Genomic DNA, 20,808 nt, shown 5'->3' on the forward strand with positions numbered 1-20,808 from the left:
AGCGCTTACACGAAAGCGCTTTGCCCGGTGATCGCCTTGCCGACGATCAGGGTGTTCATCTCGCGCGTGCCCTCGAACGAGTAGATCGCTTCGGCGTCGGCGAAGAATCGCGCGACGTCGTAGCCGAGCACGATCCCGTTGCCGCCGAAGATCTCCCGGCTCCAGGCGACGACCTCGCGCATCCGCGAGGTGACGAACGCCTTGGCCAGCGACGAGTGCTCGTCCTTGAAGATCCCGGCGTCCTGCAGGCGGGCGAGCTGCACGAGCATGCCCCACGACGCGGTGATGTGGCCGAGGCTCTTCACGAGCAGGTCCTGCACCAGCTGGAACCGCGCGATCGGCCGCCCGAACTGCTTGCGTTCCTGCGAGTAGGCCAGCGCGGCCTCGTAGGCACCGATCATCACGCCCAGCGCCTGCCAGGCGACGCCGCCGCGGGTGGCGCGCAGGATCTCGGCGACGTCCCGGAAGGAGTCGATGCCCTGCAGGCGGTTCGCCTCCGGCACGCGGACGCCGGTGAGGGTGATCTCGGCGTTCTCGACGATCCGGAACGCCGTCTTGCCCTGGATCTTCTCCGGCACGAAACCCGGCATGTCCTTTTCGACGACGAAACCCTTGACGTGGTTGTCATCCACGTCGCGAGCCCACACGACGACGTAGTCGGCGAAGGTCGCGTTGCCGATCCACTTCTTGGCGCCGTCGAGGATCCAGGTGTCGCCTTCTCGCTTGGCGGTGGTGCGCATGCCGCCGGCCACATCGGACCCGCCGAGCGGCTCGGTCATCGCGAACGCGCCGATCTTGTCCATCGCGGCCATTTCCGGGAGCCAGCGGTCGCGCTGCTCCTGGCTGCCGCCACTGTAGATGGAGTACATCGCGAGTCCGTTGTGGACACCGAAGAACGTCGCCACGGAAGCGTCCGTGCGGCTCATCTCCATCGCCATCATGCCGGTGAGCAGGTGGCTGACCGCGGGCTTGTGCTCGCCGTAGCCCTCGTACGGCAGCCCGGCGAGCCCGCTCTCGCGGAACATCCCGATCAGTTCCTTCGGGAAGGTGCCGGCTTCCCAGTTCTCGTTCACCAGCGGCTTGACGTCGTGCTGCATGAACTCGCGGGCCTGGACGAGCAGCTTGTGCTCGTCGTCCGGGAGCAGCGCTTCGAAGTCGTAGAAGTCGGCGGTCAGGGATTCCATGTCAGTTCTCCTCCACTGCGTGCAGAACGGCGAGCTGCTTGCGGTCGCGCGTCTCGGCGAGTTCCGAGTACGTGGAGGAGCCGTAAGCCTGTTCGACGGCTTCGATGAGCCGTTCCTGCTCTTCGGGACTCTGGGACGGGTTTCCGAGCCCGGCCCACATCTTCTTCATCGACTTGCCGATGTGCCCGGCCATGTGCCGGTAGCCACCGGGGCCGCCGCCGAGGTGCGAACCGAGGAACGGCCCGACCGTGGCCCAGCGGATGCCGAGCGAGTTCGTGATCACCGCGTCCAGTTCGGACGGTGTCACCACGCCTTGCTCGACGAGGTAGATCGCCTCGCGGCTGAGCGCGTTCTGGAGCCGGTTGCCGACGAACCCGGGGATCTCCTTGCGTTCCACGACCGGCGTCCGGCCGAGGGAGGTGTAGAAGGCCACGGCCTGTTCGACGCTCTCCTGGCTGGTCTGCTCACCCGGGACGACCTCGACCAGCGGGATCAGGTGCGGCGGGTTGAACGGGTGTCCGATGAGGACCCGGCGGCCGTCGATCTCGCCGGTGAACGCCGTCGACGGGATGGCGCTCGACGAACTCAGCAGGAGCGCGTGCTCCGGAGCTTCCTCGACGAGCTGCTTGAAGAGGTCCTTTTTGAACTCGACGCTCTCGGGCCCGTTCTCCTGCACCACGTCCGCCACTTTCACTGATTCAGTGACGTCCTGGGCGATGCTCACCCGGCTCGCCAGCTCGGCGGCCGTCGTGCCGAGGTGCGGCGCGAATGTCTTCAGCGCTTCGGCGACGGCCTCGGCGAGGTCGGGGCGGGGGTCGGTGACCCGGACGGTCAGGCCGTGGTGGGCGAACAACGCCGTCCACGAAAGGCCGATGGTGCCGGCACCGATGACGGCCGCGTTCTTCATGACCGCACTCCGTTCAGGTAGTCGAAGACCGGCTTGACCGGGGCGAGCGTCAGGTCGGTGAGGATGTGGCTCGCGGAGACGACCTCCAGCACCGGCAGGTCGGCCAGCGGGGCCAGGACGTGCTGGAACAGCTGCAGCCGCGCGGGCCCGATGTAGGCCTCCTTGACCACGACGTCGGTGATCTCGGTCCGGACCAGCTCCTGCACGCGCGGTGCGCCGTCGTAGCCCGGGATCGTCTTGAACATGAACGTCGGGACGGTGATCTGGCGCTCGGCCTCGCCGGCGTCGAGCTCGTGGTGCTTGTAGCCCATGGTCGCGGTCGCCACCCGGAGCGTCCCGTAGTCCAGCGTGCCCACGAGGACGCCGTTGTCGACATAGAGGTTCGGCGACCCGATGGTCTTCGGGTACGCGCTGACCTCGCGCCCGGACGCCGTCGCCGGGAAGTTGTCGAGGTACATCGCGTGCAGGTACTCGCCGCGCTCGCCGTCGAAGCTGACCTCGATCGCCTGGCCGGACTCGGTGTACGGGCCGTAGCCGGAGACGTCGCCCATCTTCATGACCTCGAAGCGCACCAACGGTTCTTCGACCTTCAGCGGCTCCGGGACGACGGCGCGCAGCGCGTCGGCGTCGGTGCGGTAGACGATGTTCAGGTACTCGCGGTCGGTGAACCTCGGGACCACGGGCGCGAACGCCGGGGCGGTCAGGGGCGTGGTCACGTGCCGGCGGACTTCTTCGATCTTCATTCGCCTGTCCACTTCGGAGCGCGGCGCTCGGCGAAGGCGGTCATGCCCTCGCGGACGTCGTTCGACTGCATCAGTTTCTTGATTTCCTCGCGCTGCGCGGCTTTCGGATCCGCGGCCCGCACGACCTTCTTGACGGCGGCCAGCGCCAGGGGCGCGTTCTCCGCCAGCTTTTCGGCCAGCTGGAGCGCGACGGCGGCGGCGTCGCCGTTCGGGGTGACACGGTTGACCAGGCCCAGCTCGCCGGCCCGACGGCCGGTGACGGGCTCGCCGGTCAGCAGGAACTCCATCGCCAGGTGGTGCGGGATCCGCTTCGGGAGCCGGATGACGCCACCGCCGGCGGCGATCAGGCCCCGCTTGACCTCGGGGAGGCCGAACCGCGCATCCTCACCGGCGACGATCAGGTCGCAGCCCAGCGCCAGCTCGAACCCGCCGCCCATGGCGAACCCTTCGACGGCGGCGATCAGCGGCTTGGCCAGCTCGGCTTCGGTCAGGCCGCCGAACCCGCGTCCCGGGATCTCCGGGGACTCGCCCTTGAGCGCGGCCTTGAGGTCCATCCCGGCGCTGAAGGTGTTCTCGGCGCCGGTCAGGACACCGGCCCGCAGCGTGGGGTCGGCCTCCAGCTCGTCCAGGGCGGCGGCCAGCCGGGTCGCGACGGCGGCGTTGACCGCGTTGCGGGCCTGGGGCCGGTCGATCGTGATCAGCAGGGTGCTGCCGATCCGTTCGGTGCGTACTTCACTCATGACTTCACTTCCCAAGTACCGCACTTTCACGTGAAAGTGATGTGGAGGTGCCGGCTCCGGATCACTTTCGTAGGGAAAGTGCCAGTGGTTCAGACCAGCTCGGCGAGGACTTCGGCGGTGTCCTGGCCGGCCAGCGGGGCCAGGCGACGGATCGAGCCGGGCGTCGCGGAGAACTTCACCGGGATGCCGACCGTGCGGATGGTGCCCTCGCTCGGGTGCTTGACGGTGTCGAGCAAGTGGCCGTCGCGGACGTAGGGGTCCTCGTGCGCGCGGTCCAGTTCGAGCACCGGCGCCATCGGGATGCTGTGCTTCGCGCAGACCTCGGCCCACTCTTCGGTGGTCAGCGCCGGCGCGCACGCGGCGATCTGCTCGGTCAGCCACTCGTTGTCCACGCGGTCGATGGCTTCGCCGTTCACGCGCGGGTCCTCGGCGAGGTCCGGACGCTCGGCCGCGGCGAAGAAGTCGCGGAAGTTCTTCGGGTTGTAGGGGATGACGCAGGCGAGGCCGTCCTTGGTGCGGACCGCGGCGTGGCCCTTCGTCATCGACAGCCCGAACCCGGTGGGGCCCTCGGCCGGCTCGTAGGTGTGCCCGGCGAGGTGCTCGACCAGGTTGAACGCGAGCAGTGTGTCGGTCATCGGGATCTCGATCTGCTGGCCCTGGCCGGTCTTGTCGCGGTGGACCAGCGCGGCGAGCACGCTGTAGGCGATGGTCAGCGACGACACCTTGTCGCCGATGATCGTCGGCAGGTAGACCGGCTCGCCCAGGGCGCGGTTGGCGACGTCGACCAGGCCGGAGGAGGCCTGCACGGTCTCGTCGTAGGCGGCGTTGCCGGCCTGGGGCGAGTCGCCGCGGAAGCCCTGCGCGTGGGCGTAGACCAGGCGCGGGTTGCGCTCGGCGACGTCGGCGTAGTTCAGGCCGAGGCGGCTCAGCGCGCCGGGGCGCATGTTGGTGATCAGCACGTCGGCGGTGTCGATCAGCTTGAGGGCCTGCTCGCGCTCGGCGTCGTCCTTGAGGTTGAGGGCCACGCTGCGCTTGTTGCGGTTGACGTTCAGGTTCAGCGCGGTCATGCCCGGCGTGGTCCGGTAGCTGCCCACCCGGACGGTGTCCGCGGGGGACTCGATTTTGATCACGTCGGCGCCGAGGTCGCCCAGGATCTGGGCCGCGTACGGGCCCATCACCACGGTCGAGAGGTCGATCACGCGCACGCTGTCCAGCGGTCCGGTCGTCATCATTCGTCCTTTCGCGCCTTGCTGTTTCGCTCTACTTACGAACGTAGGCGCGGGCGGCGCGAAAGGGAATGATCATGATGCGCACAATGGTGTGACCACGGCGGTCATACCATTGTTTTACGTGCTGATCGGGTCCGCGAAGATGTCCTTCGCGGCTTCGACAAGCTCCCCGAGATCGCGGTCCCGGCGCCAGAGCAAGCCGGTGTCCAGCTGGGGCCGGAAGTCGCTGAACGGCAGGACGATCACGTTGTCCAGGCGGTAGCCGTGCATCGGGCTCCGGTCGTCCAGCATGGAAATGGAAAAGGCCTCGCCGCTGGAAATTATTTCGGACGTCCCGCCGTAGCCGGTATTGGTGAGGCGAATGCGTTTCTTGACGCCGAGTTCGTTCAATTGGTGGTCGAGCTGGTCGAAATAGGCAGGCGTGATTTCCCCTGGTGAGGCGACGTACGGGAGTTCCTTGAGCTCGGCCAGGCTGACCGAGTCCCGCCCGGCGAACAGGTCGGCGGGGACGACCGCACCGAGCCGTTCCGACATGACCGGCACCTGTTCCAGCGCCGGGTCGGTGACGGGCAGCCGGGCCAGCGTGAGGGCGAGCTTGCCGTCGTGCACGCCCTGGACGAGGTCGGCGGTGGTGCCGGGCCAGCGCTTGAGCTCGTAGTGCGCCTTGACCCGCTCGGCGAGGGCGTTGACGCGGTCCCGCAGGTCGGGGTGCACGCCGGCGGGCATGCCGAGGAAGACGGTGCTGCGCTGCGGCCGGGTCGCCTCCTTGAGCCGCCACGGGATGGCGCTCACCTGCTCGAGGACGTCCCGGGCGAGCGGCAGCAGCGCGGCCCCGGCGGCGGTGAGCGTGACGTGGTGGGTGCTGCGGTCGAACAGCTGCTGCCCGAGTTCGTGCTCGAGGTCCTTGATCCGCTGACTGAGCGGAGAGGCGGCCATGTGCAACTTCCGCGCGGCGGCGGAGAAGTTCAGTTCCTCGGCGACCGCGACGAAGTAGCGCAGGTGCAGCATCTCCATTCCTCGACCCTAACGAGCCGACTGCCCAGGTACGCGGTCAGCGGGTCGCCGTGCCGCGGCGGACCAGGGTGAGCAGCCGCCCGGGCTCGCCGCCGGACAACGCGATGCCGGTGGCGAGCAGGAGGAGGTCCAGCTCCGTGAAGTCGGAGGCCACCACGCCGGCCGCCCGGGCGCGGTCGAGGAGTGCGGCGGCGGTCGCGTTCATCGCCGCGTGCCAGCCGGCGAACAGGCTCTCGTGCTCGCCCGCGGGATCGGCCAGGGAGAGCGCGAGCGCACGCTTCGTCCGCACGTGCTCGACGAACAGCTCGAGCCACGCGAAGAGTGCTTCGCCGGGGTCGGCGGCGTCGAGGTCCGCGCGCCTTCGCAGCTCCGCGACTTCGTCGGCGTACACGGCGACGACCAGCTCTCGCCGGTTCGGGAAGTGCCGGTACATCGTCGCGTTGCCGACGCCGGCGCGGCGGGCGATGCGGTCCAACGGCGCGTCCGGCCCGTCCTCGGCGAAGACCTCCTTGGCCGCGGCGAGGACCAGTGCCTGGTTGTCTCGCGCGTCCGACCTGCGCGCCCGTGCCGTCATGCCGCTCCTGGCCAAGTGGGGACTTCCCCGGTTAGCATAACCGAACGCTATCCGGGGAACTCCCCGCTTAAGGAGTGAGCATGGACGCCGCCGAAGTGCACCGCCGCTTGATCGCGTTGACGCCGTTCACCGCGGAGAGCGTCGCGGAAGGTCTGCGCTACATCGACCCGCACGTGGTCGACCACCGCGGCGGCGCGGGCGGCGACCACCACGGCATCGACGCCTGGCGGGCGAAGTGGGAAGCCATGCTCGGCGGCGAGTTCTTCGCCGACTTCCGCGACGTCGGCGTGCGGGTCGAGCAGAACGTCGCCGACGGCGAGTTTTCGGTCAACCGCTACACGAGCACCGGAACGCAGATCTCGACCGGCCGCAGCTACGCCGTGACGAGCATGGACATGATCCGCGTCCGCGACGGCCGGGTCGTCGAGCACTGGGCCCTGATGGACGTGACGGACCGCGCGGCCCAGCTGGCGTGATCAGGGGAGGCGGAGGGGGACCGTCGCGTCTGAAGTGGCCAGGGGGAACGTCATCGTGAACGCCGCGCCGCCCTCCGGGGCCGGGCCCGCGGTCAGCGTCCCGCCCATCCGAGTCACCAGCCCGTGCACCAAAGCCAGCCCGATGCCCGACCCCACCGGGCGCCGGTCCCGGTAACGCGCGTTCAGCACCCCGCGCTCGAACGCCACCGGGTAGTCCTCGGGTGCCAGGCCCGGCCCGCCGTCACGCACTGAAAGGGAAGCGCCGGAAGCGGACACCGACAGGGAAAACACCATCGGGGCACCCGCCGGCGTCACCCGCAGCGCGTTCTCCGCCAGTCCGTCCACCACCTGACGCAGCCGCCGGGCGTCGGCCACCACCGGGACCGGGGACGCCGGTGCCGACACCGACAGCCGGACGTCTTCGCGGGCGCAGCGCAGCTGCCACACCTCCGCGCAGTCGCGGACCAGCGCCGCCAGGTCGACCGAGGCCAGGTCCAGGCGGAACTCGTCCGCGCCCAGCCGGGCCAGCTCCAGCAGGTCCGTCACCAGCCGCTCGAGCCGCGCCGCCTCGCGCTGGATCGTCTCGCCGGCCCGGACCGCGTCGGGACCCGAAGCGACGCCGTCCGCGATCGCCTCCGCGAAGCCCGTCACGGCCGTCAGCGGCGTCCGCAGCTCGTGCGACACCGACAGCAGGAACTCCCGCTGCCGCGCTTCGCTCACCGCCAGTGCGTCGGCCAGCGAGTTCAACGAGCCCGCGACCTCCGCCACCTCGCGCGGGCCCTGCACCGGCACCCGCACGTCGCGGCGGCCCGCTCGCAGCGAGCCCGCCGCCAGAGCCGCCCTCCGCAGCGGACGGCCGAGCAGCCACCCCGACACGAAACCCGCGACCGCTGCCACCAGCAGACCGATGCCCAGGGCCAGCGCGATGTTGCGCACCAGGGCGCGCTGCGTCGCTTCGGCGTTGCGCGCGGGCAGGACCAGCGCGAACGCCGCGCCGCGCGTGCCGACCACCCGGGTCTCGACCAGGTACTGCGCGCCGCCGACCGTGGTGCGGCTCGAGTGGTCCGCCGCGAGGCCGACCTTGGTCGCGGCCTGCACCGCGACTGCTTCACCCAGCGCCTGGCCGCCCGCGCGGCGGACCACCACCGAGATGCCCTGGCCGCGCACGACGTCGGCCACCTTGCCGACGCCGAGGCGGTTGCCGATGCCGGTGTCGTCGAGCTGCGACGCGACGACGTCGGCCTGCGCGGACAGCGACGACTGCAGCGCGTTGTCCGCCGTCGTCCGGATCAGCCGGGCCCCGACCAGCCCGGCGACGATCACCGCGACCCCCGCGACCGCCAGGCACACCAGGGTGATCCGGCCGGCGAGCGTGCCCCTCACGCCGGGTCCGCCGCGTAGCCGATGCCGCGGACCGTCCGGATCGGACTCGACGCGCCGAGTTTCGCCCGCAGCTGAGCCACGTGGACGTCCACGGTGCGCGTGCCCGCCGCCGCGGCGTAGCCCCAGACCGCGCTGAGCAGCTGGTCGCGCGAAAGCACCTGCCCCGGGTGCCGGAGCAGGTGCGTGAGGAGGTCGAACTCGGTCGACGTCAGGAAGACCTCGGCGTCGCCCGCCCAAGCCCGCCGCGAAACCACGTCCACCCGCGTGCCGCCGACCGTGAACGCCGATGCGGCCGGCGTCGCCCCCGACGCGCGCCGCAGCACCGTCCGGACCCGGGCGGCCAGCTCACGCGGGCTGAACGGCTTGGTCAGGTAGTCGTCCGCGCCGATCTCCAGGCCCAGCAGGCGGTCGAGCTCGTCGTCGCGGGCGGTGACGAACAGCACCGGCGTCCAGTCCCCGGCCGCGCGCAACGCTTTGCAGATCTCGATACCGTCCATTCCGGACAGTCCGATGTCGAGCACGATCGCGACCGGCTTGAGGCGGCGGACGGCGTCGAGGGCCCGCCCGCCGTCGGCCTCGACGTGCACCCCGAAGCCGTCGCGCTTGAGGTAGAGCGCCGCCAGTTCGGCGATCGCGGCCTCGTCCTCGACCACGAGGACGAGGCCGCGCCCCGGTGACCCCATACCCGCTCCCGTCTCCGCCGTCACAGACGAGGAGACGCTAGCCGGTCAGGGCGTGCCATCGCTGTTCATGTCGGATTCGATGCCGTTCAACGTCGACTCGACGCCGCTCAGTTCGGACGACGCGGGCGCGCTGCCGGGCGGCGACCCCATCAGGTTGTCGCGGCAGCCGGAGCAGCCGAGCGCGATGAGCGCGGCGGCCCCGACCGCGGCCGCGATCCTCGCCGCCCTCACTTGGCCGGCTTGCAGTGCGCGGACGCGAAGGCGTCGAGCTTCTGCTTGGCCGCGTCCAGCTCGCCGACGCGGCCCTGGCGCTTGGTGGCCCGCTGGTCGAGCTGGTCGGCGCGCTGCGTGTGGCCCTTGGCGCGCTGGTCGGCGGCCCGCGCCTTGAGGTTGGCGACCGAGCCGCTGATCTCGGCGCCGCCGTTGATCCGCTTCTTCAGGTTGTCAGCCTTCTTCTGCAGCTTCGGCACCCAGTCCGAGCAGACCTGCTGCGACTCCTCGGGGCTGAGCGTGATCGGCGCGACCGGGGCGGGCGACGTCGTCTGGGCCGAGGCCAGCGGTGCCGCCACCAGCAGGCAGGCCGCGCTCCCGCAGCCCGCCAGTGCCAGCCGCGTCCAGGTGGTTCCTCGCATCGTTTCTCCTCGTCTCAAGGGGTACGAGGAGAACTTTCGCGCGGCGGTGTTCGAAGGGCGTCCGCCTACTGTTCGGGCTTTGTAAGGCCGAAGGTGACCGACGTGCGCGCGAGGTCGAACGTCAGCGTGTCACCCAGAGCCGGCAACGCCGGGTCGAACCGCAGCCCGTCGGTGCCGCCGAGGAGCAGCCCGAGCCGGTGCCCGGCCGGGACGACGTGGTCGAGCGCGGTGAGGGTGAACGTCATCGGGTACGCCCGGCCCGGGACGAGCGGCTCGCCGCGGCGCAGCGACGCGTGGTGCCCGAGGTCGGCCGAGCCGTACGCGATGATCCGGTGGTCGACGTGCACGAGGTCGGTGGCCGTGTCGAGGAAGCAGGCGGAATCCCCGGGCCGGCTCACGCCCCAGCACGACGTCGTCGCCAGGTTCCTGATCCCGCTGCCGAAGTTCGCCGTGTTCCGCACGTCCGCCGGGCCGTAGTCGACGAGCGCGACGCCGAGCCGCGCGGCGGTCTTGTCGGACGACGCCGTGACCGTCACCGAAGGCGACCCGGCGATCCGGACCTCGGCGGGCAGGGAAGCACCGGTGAACCGCGCGGCCGACACCCCGGCCGCCCATTCCTCGCGGCCCACGGCGGGGTCGTCGACGACCGTGGCCGTGCCGGAGCCGGGCCGGAACGTCACCGGCGCGGTCGCGGGCGGCCAGCTCCGGACGTCGGTCCAGTGGTCCGGCGTGGTCTCGAGGTGCACGGCGGGCTCGTGTTCGACGCCGTTGCGGACGCCCTTCAGCCAGCGGTCGAACCAGCGGCCCAGCGTCTCGACCCACTGCGCCCGCTGGAGGTCGAACGGGTCGACGTGCCCGGCCTGGCTCAGCCACGCCTTGCGCGGGACCCCCGCCCGGCCGAGCGCGTCCCAGTAGGCGGCGAACTGGTCGGGCGCGACGGCGCCGTCCCCGAACCCCTGCGCGACGAGCACGCTCGCCTGACCGGGTTCCGGCACGTAGCGCACGCTGCGCCAGTAGGCGTTGTAGTCGCCGTTCGTGCCCATCCGCGCTTTGAGGTCCGCCTCGAACGGCTTGCACAGCCCGGCCGCGCGCTCGTTGTAGGTGAAGGCCGACCCGGTGTGCTCCGGCGTGGCCAGCGGCGAGCCGTTCGCGATGAGCTGGGCGTAGTTGTCGGCGACCCCTTCGAGCGGCACGATCGTCTTGAGCCCGCGGATCCCGGACGCGGCCATGCCGATCGCGGTGGCGCCGTCCTGGGACTTGCCGATCGCGCCGACGTCCCCGGTCGCCCAGTCCGCCGTCACCGGCCGGCCGGCCTCGGGCGCGTCGAAGGCCGTCGCCCGGCCGTTGAGCCAGTCCACGACGGCGTTGCCGTTCGCGACGTCGTCGAAGCACCCCGACGAGCGGTTCGTGCCGCCGACGTCGGCGAGCACCACGGCGTACCCGCGTGGGACGAAGTAGTTGTCGTAGAAGAGCGGGAACTGAGCCGGGGTGCCGTCCGGTTCGTACGTTTTCTTCTGCGACTCGTTGCCGCGGCCGCAGCAGGCGTAGTACGGGCTGACGTCGAGGATCGCCGGGACGCGGCCGCCCGTCGCCGGTCGCACGACGTCCGCGGCGACGCGGTCGATCTTCCCGTCCCGATCGTGGTCTGTGCCGGTCTCGACCCACGCCGTCTCGCGGACGGGCGGGCTCGCGGCCGCCGCCACGGGCGTCACCCCGATCGTCGTGAGCAGTGCGGCCGACATCCCCAGTAGCAGGCGCATCGCGCCAGTATCACGTGCGTGGTCCGTACCTCGCCAGGAACTGCGCCATGGCGGCGTCAACGGCTTCGCGGTCGCCGGTCGTGACGAGGTCGAGCAGCAGCCCGCGGGTGACGGCGAGGCCGAGCCGGGCGTGGGCGGCGCGGTCGTCCTCCGGGACGCCGTACTGCGCGAGCAGCGCTTCGATCGGGCCGAGCCAGTCGTCGACGACGCCGTCGAGGAGCCCGGTCGTGCCCGGCGTGCCGCCGAGGGCCTGGCCGTAGAGCTGGAAGAAGAGCTTTTCGTTGGCGCGCAGGTCGTCGTCGGTGAGTCGCCGCCAGAACTCCGCCGGGTCGAGGCCGGCGAGTGCCGCGCGCTGCCGGGCTTCCACTTCGCGCGCCACCGCCGTGAGCAGGCCCTCCTTCGACCCGAAGTGGTAGATCAGCATGCGGTGGCTGGTGCCGAGGTCCGCCGCGAGCGCCCGCAGGCTCTTGCCCGCCCCGCCGTGGTGGGCGATGTGGTCGATGGCCGAGGCCAGGAGCCGGTCGCGCGGGCTTGTCCCGATCATGTACCAGATGGTACACGTACCAGATGGTACAGAGAATTTCCGTGCGCGGCCGGACGTCCGCGCCGCCCAACGCCGTCTACGCGCTCCTCCGCGACGGCGCGAGCTGGCCGGAGTGGTCGCCGCTGGGCTCGTTCGAGCTGGTCCGCGAGGGCGAGGGGGAGCCGGAAGGGCTCGGCGCGGTCCGGCTGTTCCGGACCGGCGGCGTCAAGTCGTACGAGAAGATCGTCGCGCTGGAGCCGGGCCGGCGGTTCGGCTACGCGCTGGAGCACGGCCTGCCGTTGCGGGACTACGTCGCCCACGTCGATCTTTCGCCGCGTGACGGCGGCACCGAGATCCACTGGCATTCGACGTTCACGGCGAAGATCCCCGGCACGGGCCCGCTCTACCGCCGGTTCCTGGCGCGGTTCATCGAGCGGGTCGTGGCGGGCCTGGTCGAGGCGGCGACCGCGGCCCCATAAGGTGGGCGCATGTCAGCGCCACGACGGGGATCGACCGGCCGCACGCAGGAGGAGCGCAGCGCGGCGATGCGCGTCCGGCTGCTCGACGCGACGATCGACTGCCTCGTCGAGTACGGCTACGCGGGCACGACGACCACCCGCGTCGCCGACCGCGCCGGTGTCACGCGCGGCGCGCAGGTGCACCACTTCCCGACCAAGGCCGACCTGGTGACGTCGGCGATCCGGCACCTGGCGGCCAAGCGCACCGAGGTCGCGATGGCCGAGCTCGACCGGCTCCGCGCGTCCAGCGACCCGGTCGGCGACGCGCTGCAGCTGATGTGGGAGATGCACCAGGGCCCGGTGTTCTCGGCGACGGTGGAGCTGTGGGTGGCCTCGCGCACGGATCCCGAGCTGCGCCGCCAGATGGCCGTGGTCGAGCCGATCGCGACGTCCAGCCTGGTCGAGTTCGGCACGGCGCTGCTGCCGGAGCACGCCGAGCACCACGAGTTCCTGCACGCGGTGTACACGGCGATGGACGTCGTGCGCGGCATCCTCATCGCCAGCTGGGCGACGAAGGACCAGGACGAACTCGAAGCACGGTGGGAACGCGGGCGCCGTCACCTGCGGGTCCTGTTCGAAGCGCTGATGGCTCCCACCGGCTGAAACGCGTGTTACTCTCTCCGGGAAAGTGAGGAGACGCGCTGTGTGGCGACCCGACCCGTACGACCGCAACTGCCCGACCCGCCAGCTGCTCGACCGCATCGGCGACCAGTGGACCGTCCTGATCGTGGGCGCCCTGAAGGGCGGCCCCCTGCGCTTCACGGAGATCGGCCGCCGCGTGGACGGGATCTCGCAGAAGGTCCTCACGCAGACGCTGCGCAGCCTGGTCCGCGACGGCATCCTCACCCGCACGGCGTACGCGACGATCCCGCCGAAGGTGGAGTACGAGCTGACCCCGCTGGGCCGGAACCTGTCGGAGCCGCTGGAGATGCTGGACCAGTGGGCGCGAGTGCACATGGCTTCGGTGCAGGACGCGCGTGACGCCTACGACGCGGAGCACACGCCCGCTTCGGCGTAGGCCAGGACAGCTCCTGGACAATCGGCGAACGCTCTCCCACCCGGCCGTTTTCCCGGCGACACTGGGGAAAACGGCTCCGGGAGGGACGCCATGGCGTCGGCGTTCGCCGTGCTCAACGAGACCGTGCCCGCGCCGGGCCGGGGGATCGTCGCGACGACCGCGCTGCTGGCCGGGGTGGTGGTGCTGGTTTCGCTCGCCGCGCCGGCGAACGGACGGCGCAGCGTGCTCTACCGCGCCAACTTCCTGGGCACCTTGTTCCACGAGGGCGGGCACGCGCTGGTGAGCGTCCTGGCCGGGGGCAAGGTCCTGCGCGTCGAAGTCACGGGGGCCGAGTCCGGCGGCACGTGGCAGCGGATCCCGTCGGCACTGGCCGGGGTGCTGATCGGCGCCGCCGGGTACGCGATGCCCCCGCTGGCCGGTTTGGGCGCGGCGGCGCTGCTGCACCGCGGGCTCGTCCCGGCGGTGCTGGCGCTGACCGCGGCCGCGATGGTCTTCCTGCTGGTGTTCACCCGGGACCTGCTCACCTTCGCTGCGGTCGCCGCGGTCGGGGCGATCGCGTTCTGCGCCCTGCGCTGGGCACCGCACTGGCTGCGGGACGGCGTCGCCTACGCCGAAGCCTGGCTGCTGCTGACCAGTGAGATCGGCGGCCTGCGGGTGCTCGTGCTCAACCGCTTCCGGGGCGAGGCCCAGCAGGACGATGCCGCCGTACTCGCGGAGTACACCGGGATCCCGGGCTTCGTCTGGATCGCCGCCTGGTTCGCCCTCATCGGCTGGGCGGTCTCACGCGCCTTCCCGTTGCTGTGGCCCTAGCGGACCACCAACCCCGCCTCGTGGGCCAGCAACCCCGCCTGCGTCCGGTTCGCGCACTCCAGCTTCACGAGCATCCGCGACACGTAGCTCTTCACCGTCGCCTCGGCCAAGTGCAGCCGGCCCGCGATGTCCGCATTGGACAGTCCTTCGCCCAGGCACGCCAGCACGTCCCGCTCGCGGTCGGTGAGGCCCGCGGTCCGGCGCCGCGCGTCCTCCCCGCGTTCGCGGCCGTCCGACGACAGCGCCACCAACCGGCGGGCCGCCGACGGCGAAAGCACCGTGTGGCCGTCCGCCGCCACGCGGACCAGGCCGATCAGGTCCTCCGGCGGGGTCGACTTCACCAGGAAGCCCGCCGCGCCCGCGCGCAGTGCACGGATGACGTAGGTGTCCGCGTCGAACGTCGTCAGCGCGACCACCGCCGGCGGGTCCGGCATGGCCGTGATGCGCGCGATCGCCGTCAGGCCGTCGACGCCCGGCATCCGCAGGTCCATCAGGACCACGCGCGGCCGGTGCCGGACCACGGCTTCGACGGCTTCGGCGCCGTCGGCCGCCTGGGCCACCACGTCGATGTCGCCCGCCGAGCCCAGGATCGTGCGCAGGTGGGCGCACACCATCGGCTCGTCATCGACCACGAGCACCGGGATCACAGTGCGTGCCTTCCGCCGTCGGTACGTAAGCGGGCAGTATCGCACCGACCCGGAACCCGCCGCCGGGTGCCGGACCCGCGTCGAAGCGGCCGCCGACCAGCTCGACGCGCTGGCGCAGGCCGGCCAGCCCGGCGCCGGAGCCGCTGCCGGCCAGCGCCGGGTCGGGCGGGCGCGCCGCGGCCGTGTTGCCGACCGAGACGTCCAGCCCGTCGTCGTGGTAGCGCAGGGAAACCGTCGCCGACGCGCCCGGCGCGTGCTTGCGCACGTTCGTCAGCGCCTCCTGGACCAGCCGGAACGCGGTGCGCGCGACGGTCGGGGACACCCGCGCCGGGTCGCCGTCCACCACCAGCTCCGTCGTCACCCCGACCGAGCGGGACTCCTCCACCAGCCGTGCCGGGTCGCCGGGTTCGGCCGGGCTGAGCGTCCGCGCGCCGACGACCTCGGTGCCGTTGCGCAGCACACCGACCAGGTCGCGCAGCTCGTCGAGCGCCTGGGCACCCTCGCGGCGGATGTCCTCCGCCGCGGTCCGCACCGACGGCTCGGCCGAGACGACGCCGAGCGCGCCGGCGTGCAGCACCATCAGGCTGAGCCGGTGCGTGACGACGTCGTGCATCTCGCCCGCGAGCCGCCGCCGTTCCTCCGCGCGGGCCTGCTCGGCGAGCAGGTGCTGTTCGCGCTCGGCCCGTTCCGCGCGGTCGCGCAACGACTGCAGCAGCTGGCGCCGCGCTTCGAAGTACAGCGAAACCAGCGCCGGCAGCGCCGTGCTGAGCAGCCCGAACGGCGTGACCGCCCAGTCCGGCGCCCACGGCCGCGAGGCCACGACGGCCAGGATCCCGGCCACCCACAGGACGGTCCGCCGGTCCAGCACCCGCGCCGCCTGCGACAGGATCACCGGGGTGATCGTCGGGACGGTCAGCAGGGCGAGCGGGTGGACCGGCACGAGCAGGCCGGGCGCGAAGACGTCGGACGCGAGCATCGCGAACGCCACCGCGGTGACGAAGGCGCACACCTGGACCGGGAACCGGAACAGCAGCACCAGGCTGAGGTCGCAGACGACCTGCAGCACCAGCCCGGCCGCCGGGCCGAGCGCGCCGGTCGTCCGGTCGCCGATGGCGAAGAAGAGCACGTTCATCCCGGCGAACGCGAACGCCGCGAAGAACAGCCAGCAGGCGTCGGAACGGCTCGGCCACAACGGCCGCCGGGCGGTGGTCACCCGGTCACGGTAACCGCCGCGCGAGGCCGCCGCGCCCGGATCGCAACCAAAGTTGCACCCGGCCGCCAGGGCCCGCAACCTTCGTCGCCGCGATCACCACCCTCGTCCGGTTTCGCCGGGGCCCGCCGAACCGGTGGACTGGGGACACCACGACGAGGGGGGAGGAACGGTGACCGTCCTAACGCGACCGAAGACGACGTTCGCCACGGGCCCGGTGCTCGTGGTCGCGGGACTGGCCGGGCTCGCGCTGCTGCTGACCAGCGGGCGCTACGCCGGCGGCTTCGACGAGCTCTACTTCCTGGTGGCCGGTCGAGATCACCTGGACTGGGGGTATTTCGACCAGCCACCGCTCATCCCGGCACTGGCGGCGGCGATGGACTGGCTCGCGCCGGGTTCGCTGGTCGGGTTGCGGCTGCCGATGACGCTGGCCGCGGCGGCCGGGGTGGTCGTCACGGCGCTGATCGCCCGCGAGTTCGGCGGCGGCCGCGGGGCCCAGGTGCTGGCGGCCGGGTGCTACGCGACGTCCGGTGTCGTCATCGCGAGCCACTGGCTGGCCACGTACGTGCTCGACCCGTTCCTCTGGACGGTCGTCACGTGGCTGCTGGTCCGCTGGACCCGCACGCGCCGCGACGGCCTGCTCGTGTGGGCCGGCGTCGTGACGGCGGTGTCGCTGGAGACGAAGTTCCTGATCCCGGCGTTGTGGGCGGCGGTGCTGCTCGCCGCGTTGTGGCTGGGACCGCGGGAGCTGTTCAGCCGGCCGAAGCTGTGGCTGGGTGCGGCGATCGCGGTCGCCGCCACGCTGCCGACGCTGGTCTGGCAGGCCACGCACGGCTGGCCGTACACCCACATGAGTGACGTCGTCGCGGCGGAATTCCCCGGCTACGGCAGCTTCGCGCGGGACGCGCTCCTCGGCGCCGGGGTCGGGGCGGGCGTGCTGGCGCTGGGGTACGGGATGTGGCGGTTGCTGCGCTCGCCCGAGCTGCGGCCGTACCGGTACCTCGGCGTCGCGGCGCTGGCGGTCTCGGTGGCGGTGCTGCTGATGCACGGCCGGGCGAACTACGTGATGGGGTTGTACGCGGTGCCGTTCGCGGCCGCGGCCACCGAACTGACCCGGCGGAATCTGGTCCGCTGGTGGAAAGCCGTGGTGTGGCCGGTGTTCGCGCTGTCGGCGGTGGTGACGCTGGCCGCGTTGCCGGTGTGGCCGGCAACGGCGCGGACGTCGTACGGGCCGTTCCTGCTCGGCAGCGCGTTCGCGCAGGGGGAGCTGCCGCAGCAGGAGCTGGCGAAGGCGATCGGGCAGGCGTACGCGGCCCTGCCCGCCGACGTCCGGGCGCGGACCGCGGTGTACGCCGAGATCTACCCGTTCGCGGCGGTGACGGAGTTCTACGGGCCGCCGTACGGCATCCAGCGTGTCTACAGTGGACACCGCGGGTACTGGTACTTCGGCCCGCCACCGGAGTCGGCCGACGCGGTGCTGTTCGCGGGCTTCGACCCCGGGCAGCTGCGGCCGTACTTCGCGCGCGAAACGACGGTGGTCGACGGACTGCTGTGGGAATACGACGGCCGGACGGCGCCGTGGCGGGACATCTGGCCCGCGCTGAAGCGGCAGTGAGGAGAACGACGATGCTTTCCCTGCCCGCACGGGCATATCTGCTCGCCTGCGACACCCGGCGCGACCGGTTGCCGGACCGCGAGCGCGTGGCACTGCTGGTCCGCGCGGCGGCGCTGACGGACCTGGTGCTGCGCGGCCTGGTCGCCGACGAGGACGGCCGCCCGGTCGTCACCGGCGCCGGCGGCACCGGGCACCTGGTGCTCGACGACCTGCTGGCCGAGCTGTCGGCGGACCCGCACCGCAAGTGGCGCACCCGCGTCCGCCGCGGCGCCCGCGGCACGCTCGAGTCCCTGGAGGCCCAGCTCGACGCAGCCGGGGTGATCACGCTGCGGACGTCCCGGCTGCTCGGCCTGTTCCCGCGCCGCCGCCCGGCGGTCCGCGATCGTGCCGAGGCGGCCGCGCTGCACGACGAGGTGACGTCGGCGCTGCGGAGTACGGGCGAGGTGGCCCCGGGCATCGCGGCGTTGACGGCCTTGGCCGCGGCGGCCGAGCTGGGCGCGGTCCTCCCGCGCGCGGAACGGCGGCGGTACAAGGCCCGGATCGCGCAGCTGGGCGAGCAGGCGGGCGCGGTGGTCCCGGCCCTGCGCAAGGTGATCCGCGAGGTGAGCGCGGCCCGCACGGCCGCGATCTCGGCGGCGTCGGGTGGGGGCGGCGGCGGGGGCTGAGCGGTGCCGCCGGCTGGTGGTGCGGCCGGTTCGGTGCTGGGCAACGTGAGCGCGGGCCGCGACGAGTTCCGGCGGCGGCGCGGCCGGACCGGTGAGCAGCGAGGTGAGCGCGGCCCGCGGCGAGTTCGGCGGCGGCACAGCCGGTTCGGCGCTGGGCAACGTGAGCGCGGCCCGCGGCGAGTTCCGGCGGCCGGCCGGCCCGCCGCCACGGCGCTCGCGGCCGTCGAGTGGCGGAGCGGGCGGCGCGGCGGTTTCGGCGCTGCGCGCTGCGCGGCCCGCGACCGTGGCAAGCGTTCGCGGGCACCCGGCGGAGCGATTCCGGCGCCGCGCGAGGCCCAAGCGGCGAGTTCCGGTGGTGGTTGAGCGGCGGAGCGGGCGTCCTCCACGGCGCTTGCGCTCCGCGGGTCCGGTGGCCCAGGGAGCCGAGGGGGCTCGCTGGCGTCAGCCGGTGAACAGCCGGCCGAGGTAGTGGTCCACAGCGGCCACTGCCTCGGCCGGTGTCTCTTCAGGATTTCCGAGCCCTGCGAGTCCGCGAGGGCTCACGCGGACGCCGCGCCGTTCGCTTCGGTGCCCGCCGAAGCGTCGCGGGCCTAGGTTTCGGGGCATGGACGAATTCCGTGCCCTGCACGTTCCCGGGTCCCCGCTGCTGCTGCCGAACGCGTGGGAGTTCGGCGTCGGCGCCTTCCTCGCCGCGCAGGGGTTCCGCGCGCTCGGCACGACGAGCCTCGGGGTGTCCGCGGCGGTGGGGGAGCCGGACGGCGCGCCGTCGACGCGGGCCGCGACCGTCGCGCTCGCCGCCCGCCTGGCCCGGCTGGACGTGCTGGTGAGCGTCGACATCGCCGACGGCTTCAGCGCGGACCCGGCCGCGGTCGCCGATCTCGCCGAGGAGCTGGCCGCGGCCGGTGCCGTCGGCGTCAACCTCGAAGACGGCCGCGCGGACGGCTCCCTGGCCGCGGTCGACGTCCAGTCCGCGCTGGTCACGGCCGTGAAGGAGCGCGTGCCGTCGTTGTTCGTCAACGCGCGGACGGACACGCACTGGGTGGGCGGCCACTCGATCGCCGAAGCCGAGCGGCGGGTGCGGGCGTACGCGGCGGCGGGTGCGGACGGCGTGTTCGTGCCCGGCCTCGCCGAGCCGGCGGACGTCGAGCGGATCGTCGCCGCCGGTCTCCCGCTCAACCTGCTGTTCCTGCCGGGGAAGGTCACCGTGGCCGGCCTCGCGGAGCTGGGCGTCGCCCGGATCAGCCTGGGCTCGCTGCCCTACCGGATGGCCCTCGCGGCCGCCGCCGAGGCCGCGCGGGCCGTGCGTGACGGCCGTGACCTGCCGCTGAGCCCGCCCTCTTACGCCGACGTAGTCGCGCTGCTGCCTTAAACGGCTTGGCCCGGTCTGCTTGAGTCGGGGCATGCGTGCCTTCGGAACCGACTTCGCCGTCCCGCCCGGATACCTGAACACGCCCAGCGTGGGCATCCCGCCCGCGCCGGTGGCCGAAGCCGTGGCCGAGTCGGTCGAGCGGTGGCGGACCGGGGCGACCCGGCCGGGCGAGTTCGACCAGTACGTCGTGCGGTCGCGGGCCGGGTTCGCCCGGCTGCTCGGCGTCGGCGCCGAGCGGGTCGCGATCGGGGCGTCGGCCTCGCAGCTCGTCGCCAACGTCGCCGCGGCGCTGCCCGCGGGCACCCGCGTCCTGGCCGCCGAGGGCGACTTCACCAGCGTCACGTTCCCCTTCGCGGCGAACCCGGGCGTCACGGTCACCGAAGTGCCCCTGGAGCTGCTTCCGGAGCGGGTCGAAGGCCACGACGTCGTCGCGGTGAGCGTCGTCCAGTCCGCCGACGGGCGGATCGCGGACCTCCCGGCCCTGCGCGCGGCCGCCGAAGCCGCGGGGGCGGCGGTGCTGCTGGACGCCACGCAGGCGGTGGGCTGGCTGCCGCTCGACGTCGCCTGGGCCGATTGGGTGGTCGCGGCGGGCTACAAGTGGCTGCTCTCGCCGCGGGGCTGCGCGTGGCTCTACGTCCGCCCCGACGCGCACGAGCGCACCCGGCCGGTCGCGGCGAACTGGTACGCGGGGGAGGACCCGTGGGCCAGCGTCTACGGCCTCCCGCTGCGCCTGGCCGCCGACGCGCGCGCGTTCGACCTCTCCCCGGTGTGGCTCGCCCAGGTCGGCGCCGCGGCAGCGCTGGAGTACCTCGATGGAGTGAATTTGGCGCAGGTGCACGCGCACAACACCGGGCTGGCCGACGCGCTGCTGGAGAAGCTCGGGCTCTCGCCGCGCGGTACCGCGATCGTGTCGCTCGACGCCGATCCGGAGCGGGTGGCGGCGGCCGGGATCGCGTCGAGCCTCCGCGGCGGCCGCGTGCGGGTCGGTTTCCACCTCTACAACACCGTTGACGACGTCGAACGCGTCTTACACGCATTCGAGTGAACGCCGTCCGGGCGGTGAACTACCGTATGGAGCCGTGGTTGGTGCTCGTTTCACCCCAGGCCC

General features: G+C 72.4%; 24 protein-coding genes. 9 read left to right on the top strand and 15 right to left on the bottom strand.

Translation table 11 applies throughout. The features are described from left to right. Positions 1–5: 5 nt before the first annotated feature. The 7 genes from SD460_RS20270 to SD460_RS20300 all read right to left on the bottom strand — a co-directional run bounded on the left by SD460_RS20270 (position 6) and on the right by SD460_RS20300 (position 6,391). Complete coding sequence (locus SD460_RS20270; RefSeq protein ID WP_290058221.1) at positions 6–1,184, bottom strand: acyl-CoA dehydrogenase family protein; 1,179 nt, start codon at positions 1,182–1,184, stop codon at positions 6–8. Between the two features lies 1 nt (position 1,185). Then, on the bottom strand, positions 1,186–2,091 hold the full coding sequence (locus SD460_RS20275; RefSeq protein ID WP_290058222.1) for a 3-hydroxyacyl-CoA dehydrogenase NAD-binding domain-containing protein: 906 nt from the start codon (positions 2,089–2,091) through the stop codon (positions 1,186–1,188). Continuing rightward, positions 2,088–2,834, bottom strand: coding sequence for an acetoacetate decarboxylase (locus SD460_RS20280; protein ID WP_290058223.1), 747 nt, complete (start codon positions 2,832–2,834; stop codon positions 2,088–2,090). The genes SD460_RS20275 and SD460_RS20280 overlap by 4 nt, the downstream gene beginning before the upstream one ends. Then, positions 2,831–3,574, bottom strand: a complete 744-nt coding sequence (locus tag SD460_RS20285; RefSeq protein WP_290058224.1) for a crotonase/enoyl-CoA hydratase family protein — start codon at positions 3,572–3,574, stop codon at positions 2,831–2,833. The genes SD460_RS20280 and SD460_RS20285 overlap by 4 nt, the downstream gene beginning before the upstream one ends. An 89-nt stretch (positions 3,575–3,663) precedes the next feature. Continuing rightward, on the bottom strand, positions 3,664–4,803 hold the full coding sequence (locus SD460_RS20290) for a CaiB/BaiF CoA transferase family protein (RefSeq protein ID WP_290058225.1): 1,140 nt from the start codon (positions 4,801–4,803) through the stop codon (positions 3,664–3,666). 117 nt (positions 4,804–4,920) lie between these two features. Next, positions 4,921–5,817, bottom strand: coding sequence for a LysR family transcriptional regulator (locus tag SD460_RS20295; protein ID WP_290058226.1), 897 nt, complete (start codon positions 5,815–5,817; stop codon positions 4,921–4,923). Between the two features lie 37 nt (positions 5,818–5,854). After that, positions 5,855–6,391, bottom strand: coding sequence for a TetR/AcrR family transcriptional regulator (locus tag SD460_RS20300; RefSeq protein WP_290058227.1), 537 nt, complete (start codon positions 6,389–6,391; stop codon positions 5,855–5,857). Between the two features lie 80 nt (positions 6,392–6,471). On the opposite strand from SD460_RS20300, the gene SD460_RS20305 reads away from it, so the two are divergent. After that, the gene (locus tag SD460_RS20305) at positions 6,472–6,867 is read left to right on the top strand and encodes an ester cyclase (protein ID WP_290058228.1); all 396 of its coding nucleotides are present in this window, start codon (positions 6,472–6,474) and stop codon (positions 6,865–6,867) included. Here the strand turns inward: SD460_RS20305 and SD460_RS20310 are convergent, their stop codons facing one another. From SD460_RS20310 to SD460_RS20335, 6 genes are all read right to left on the bottom strand, one after another. Continuing rightward, complete coding sequence (locus tag SD460_RS20310; protein WP_290058229.1) at positions 6,868–8,250, bottom strand: HAMP domain-containing sensor histidine kinase; 1,383 nt, start codon at positions 8,248–8,250, stop codon at positions 6,868–6,870. After that, a complete protein-coding gene (locus tag SD460_RS20315) occupies positions 8,247–8,933 on the bottom strand; it encodes a response regulator (RefSeq protein WP_318306508.1) in 687 nt (228 codons plus the stop codon). Before SD460_RS20315 ends, SD460_RS20310 begins: the two co-directional genes overlap by 4 nt. A 45-nt stretch (positions 8,934–8,978) precedes the next feature. Further along, positions 8,979–9,164 carry a hypothetical protein gene (locus SD460_RS20320; RefSeq protein ID WP_290058231.1) on the bottom strand — a complete coding sequence of 62 codons (186 nt, stop codon included), beginning with the start codon at positions 9,162–9,164 and terminating at the stop codon, positions 8,979–8,981. Next, on the bottom strand, positions 9,161–9,565 hold the full coding sequence (locus tag SD460_RS20325) for a hypothetical protein (protein WP_290058232.1): 405 nt from the start codon (positions 9,563–9,565) through the stop codon (positions 9,161–9,163). The genes SD460_RS20320 and SD460_RS20325 overlap by 4 nt, the downstream gene beginning before the upstream one ends. 65 nt (positions 9,566–9,630) lie before the next feature. Next, positions 9,631–11,325 (bottom strand): CocE/NonD family hydrolase, encoded by a 1,695-nt coding sequence (locus SD460_RS20330; RefSeq protein ID WP_318306509.1) that lies wholly within the window; start codon positions 11,323–11,325, stop codon positions 9,631–9,633. A gap of 10 nt (positions 11,326–11,335) precedes the next feature. Beyond that, complete coding sequence (locus tag SD460_RS20335) at positions 11,336–11,869, bottom strand: TetR/AcrR family transcriptional regulator (RefSeq protein ID WP_290058234.1); 534 nt, start codon at positions 11,867–11,869, stop codon at positions 11,336–11,338. A gap of 23 nt (positions 11,870–11,892) precedes the next feature. On the opposite strand from SD460_RS20335, the gene SD460_RS20340 reads away from it, so the two are divergent. The 4 genes from SD460_RS20340 (at position 11,893) to SD460_RS20355 (ending at position 14,194) form a co-directional block, all read left to right on the top strand. Further along, a complete protein-coding gene (locus tag SD460_RS20340; protein ID WP_290058235.1) occupies positions 11,893–12,327 on the top strand; it encodes an SRPBCC family protein in 435 nt (144 codons plus the stop codon). Positions 12,328–12,393: 66 nt separating this feature from the next. Then, a complete protein-coding gene (locus tag SD460_RS20345) occupies positions 12,394–12,969 on the top strand; it encodes a TetR/AcrR family transcriptional regulator (protein ID WP_318306577.1) in 576 nt (191 codons plus the stop codon). A gap of 40 nt (positions 12,970–13,009) precedes the next feature. Then, complete coding sequence (locus SD460_RS20350) at positions 13,010–13,384, top strand: winged helix-turn-helix transcriptional regulator (protein ID WP_290058237.1); 375 nt, start codon at positions 13,010–13,012, stop codon at positions 13,382–13,384. A 90-nt stretch (positions 13,385–13,474) separates the two neighbouring features. Next, entirely contained in the window at positions 13,475–14,194 is a 720-nt protein-coding gene (locus SD460_RS20355) for a M50 family metallopeptidase (protein WP_290058238.1), read from the top strand. Here SD460_RS20355 and SD460_RS20360 read toward each other — a convergent pair. Continuing rightward, entirely contained in the window at positions 14,191–14,841 is a 651-nt protein-coding gene (locus tag SD460_RS20360) for a response regulator (RefSeq protein WP_318306510.1), read from the bottom strand. The genes SD460_RS20355 and SD460_RS20360 overlap by 4 nt on opposite strands. Then, entirely contained in the window at positions 14,816–16,054 is a 1,239-nt protein-coding gene (locus SD460_RS20365; protein WP_290058240.1) for a sensor histidine kinase, read from the bottom strand. Before SD460_RS20365 ends, SD460_RS20360 begins: the two co-directional genes overlap by 26 nt. 169 nt (positions 16,055–16,223) lie before the next feature. Between SD460_RS20365 and SD460_RS20370 the strand changes: the two genes are divergently transcribed. From SD460_RS20370 to SD460_RS20385, 4 genes are all read left to right on the top strand, one after another. After that, complete coding sequence (locus SD460_RS20370; protein ID WP_290058241.1) at positions 16,224–17,666, top strand: ArnT family glycosyltransferase; 1,443 nt, start codon at positions 16,224–16,226, stop codon at positions 17,664–17,666. An 11-nt stretch (positions 17,667–17,677) separates the two neighbouring features. Next, a complete protein-coding gene (locus SD460_RS20375) occupies positions 17,678–18,331 on the top strand; it encodes a GOLPH3/VPS74 family protein (protein ID WP_290058242.1) in 654 nt (217 codons plus the stop codon). Between the two features lie 604 nt (positions 18,332–18,935). Then, positions 18,936–19,700 carry an isocitrate lyase/PEP mutase family protein gene (locus SD460_RS20380; protein WP_318306511.1) on the top strand — a complete coding sequence of 255 codons (765 nt, stop codon included), beginning with the start codon at positions 18,936–18,938 and terminating at the stop codon, positions 19,698–19,700. Between the two features lie 31 nt (positions 19,701–19,731). After that, entirely contained in the window at positions 19,732–20,745 is a 1,014-nt protein-coding gene (locus tag SD460_RS20385; protein ID WP_290062464.1) for an aminotransferase class V-fold PLP-dependent enzyme, read from the top strand. Positions 20,746–20,808: the final 63 nt, after the last annotated feature.

The sequence above is a fragment of the Amycolatopsis solani genome (genome assembly GCF_033441515.1).
Classification (GTDB): Bacteria; Actinomycetota; Actinomycetes; order Mycobacteriales; family Pseudonocardiaceae; genus Amycolatopsis; species Amycolatopsis solani.

What these genes read in the sequence shown, in the direction of transcription:
- SD460_RS20270 (WP_290058221.1), bottom strand. Translation starts at nt 1,184, where the DNA reads ATGGAATCCCTGACCGCCGACTTCTACGACTTCGAAGCGCTGCTCCCG.
- SD460_RS20275 (WP_290058222.1), bottom strand. Translation starts at nt 2,091, where the DNA reads ATGAAGAACGCGGCCGTCATCGGTGCCGGCACCATCGGCCTTTCGTGG.
- SD460_RS20280 (WP_290058223.1), bottom strand. Translation starts at nt 2,834, where the DNA reads ATGAAGATCGAAGAAGTCCGCCGGCACGTGACCACGCCCCTGACCGCC.
- SD460_RS20285 (WP_290058224.1), bottom strand. Translation starts at nt 3,574, where the DNA reads ATGAGTGAAGTACGCACCGAACGGATCGGCAGCACCCTGCTGATCACG.
- SD460_RS20290 (WP_290058225.1), bottom strand. Translation starts at nt 4,803, where the DNA reads ATGACGACCGGACCGCTGGACAGCGTGCGCGTGATCGACCTCTCGACC.
- SD460_RS20295 (WP_290058226.1), bottom strand. Translation starts at nt 5,817, where the DNA reads ATGGAGATGCTGCACCTGCGCTACTTCGTCGCGGTCGCCGAGGAACTG.
- SD460_RS20300 (WP_290058227.1), bottom strand. Translation starts at nt 6,391, where the DNA reads ATGACGGCACGGGCGCGCAGGTCGGACGCGCGAGACAACCAGGCACTG.
- SD460_RS20305 (WP_290058228.1), top strand. Translation starts at nt 6,472, where the DNA reads ATGGACGCCGCCGAAGTGCACCGCCGCTTGATCGCGTTGACGCCGTTC.
- SD460_RS20315 (WP_318306508.1), bottom strand. Translation starts at nt 8,933, where the DNA reads ATGGGGTCACCGGGGCGCGGCCTCGTCCTCGTGGTCGAGGACGAGGCC.
- SD460_RS20325 (WP_290058232.1), bottom strand. Translation starts at nt 9,565, where the DNA reads ATGCGAGGAACCACCTGGACGCGGCTGGCACTGGCGGGCTGCGGGAGC.
- SD460_RS20330 (WP_318306509.1), bottom strand. Translation starts at nt 11,325, where the DNA reads ATGCGCCTGCTACTGGGGATGTCGGCCGCACTGCTCACGACGATCGGG.
- SD460_RS20335 (WP_290058234.1), bottom strand. Translation starts at nt 11,869, where the DNA reads ATGATCGGGACAAGCCCGCGCGACCGGCTCCTGGCCTCGGCCATCGAC.
- SD460_RS20340 (WP_290058235.1), top strand. Translation starts at nt 11,893, where the DNA reads ATGGTACAGAGAATTTCCGTGCGCGGCCGGACGTCCGCGCCGCCCAAC.
- SD460_RS20345 (WP_318306577.1), top strand. Translation starts at nt 12,394, where the DNA reads ATGCGCGTCCGGCTGCTCGACGCGACGATCGACTGCCTCGTCGAGTAC.
- SD460_RS20355 (WP_290058238.1), top strand. Translation starts at nt 13,475, where the DNA reads ATGGCGTCGGCGTTCGCCGTGCTCAACGAGACCGTGCCCGCGCCGGGC.
- SD460_RS20375 (WP_290058242.1), top strand. Translation starts at nt 17,678, where the DNA reads ATGCTTTCCCTGCCCGCACGGGCATATCTGCTCGCCTGCGACACCCGG.
- SD460_RS20380 (WP_318306511.1), top strand. Translation starts at nt 18,936, where the DNA reads ATGGACGAATTCCGTGCCCTGCACGTTCCCGGGTCCCCGCTGCTGCTG.
- SD460_RS20385 (WP_290062464.1), top strand. Translation starts at nt 19,732, where the DNA reads ATGCGTGCCTTCGGAACCGACTTCGCCGTCCCGCCCGGATACCTGAAC.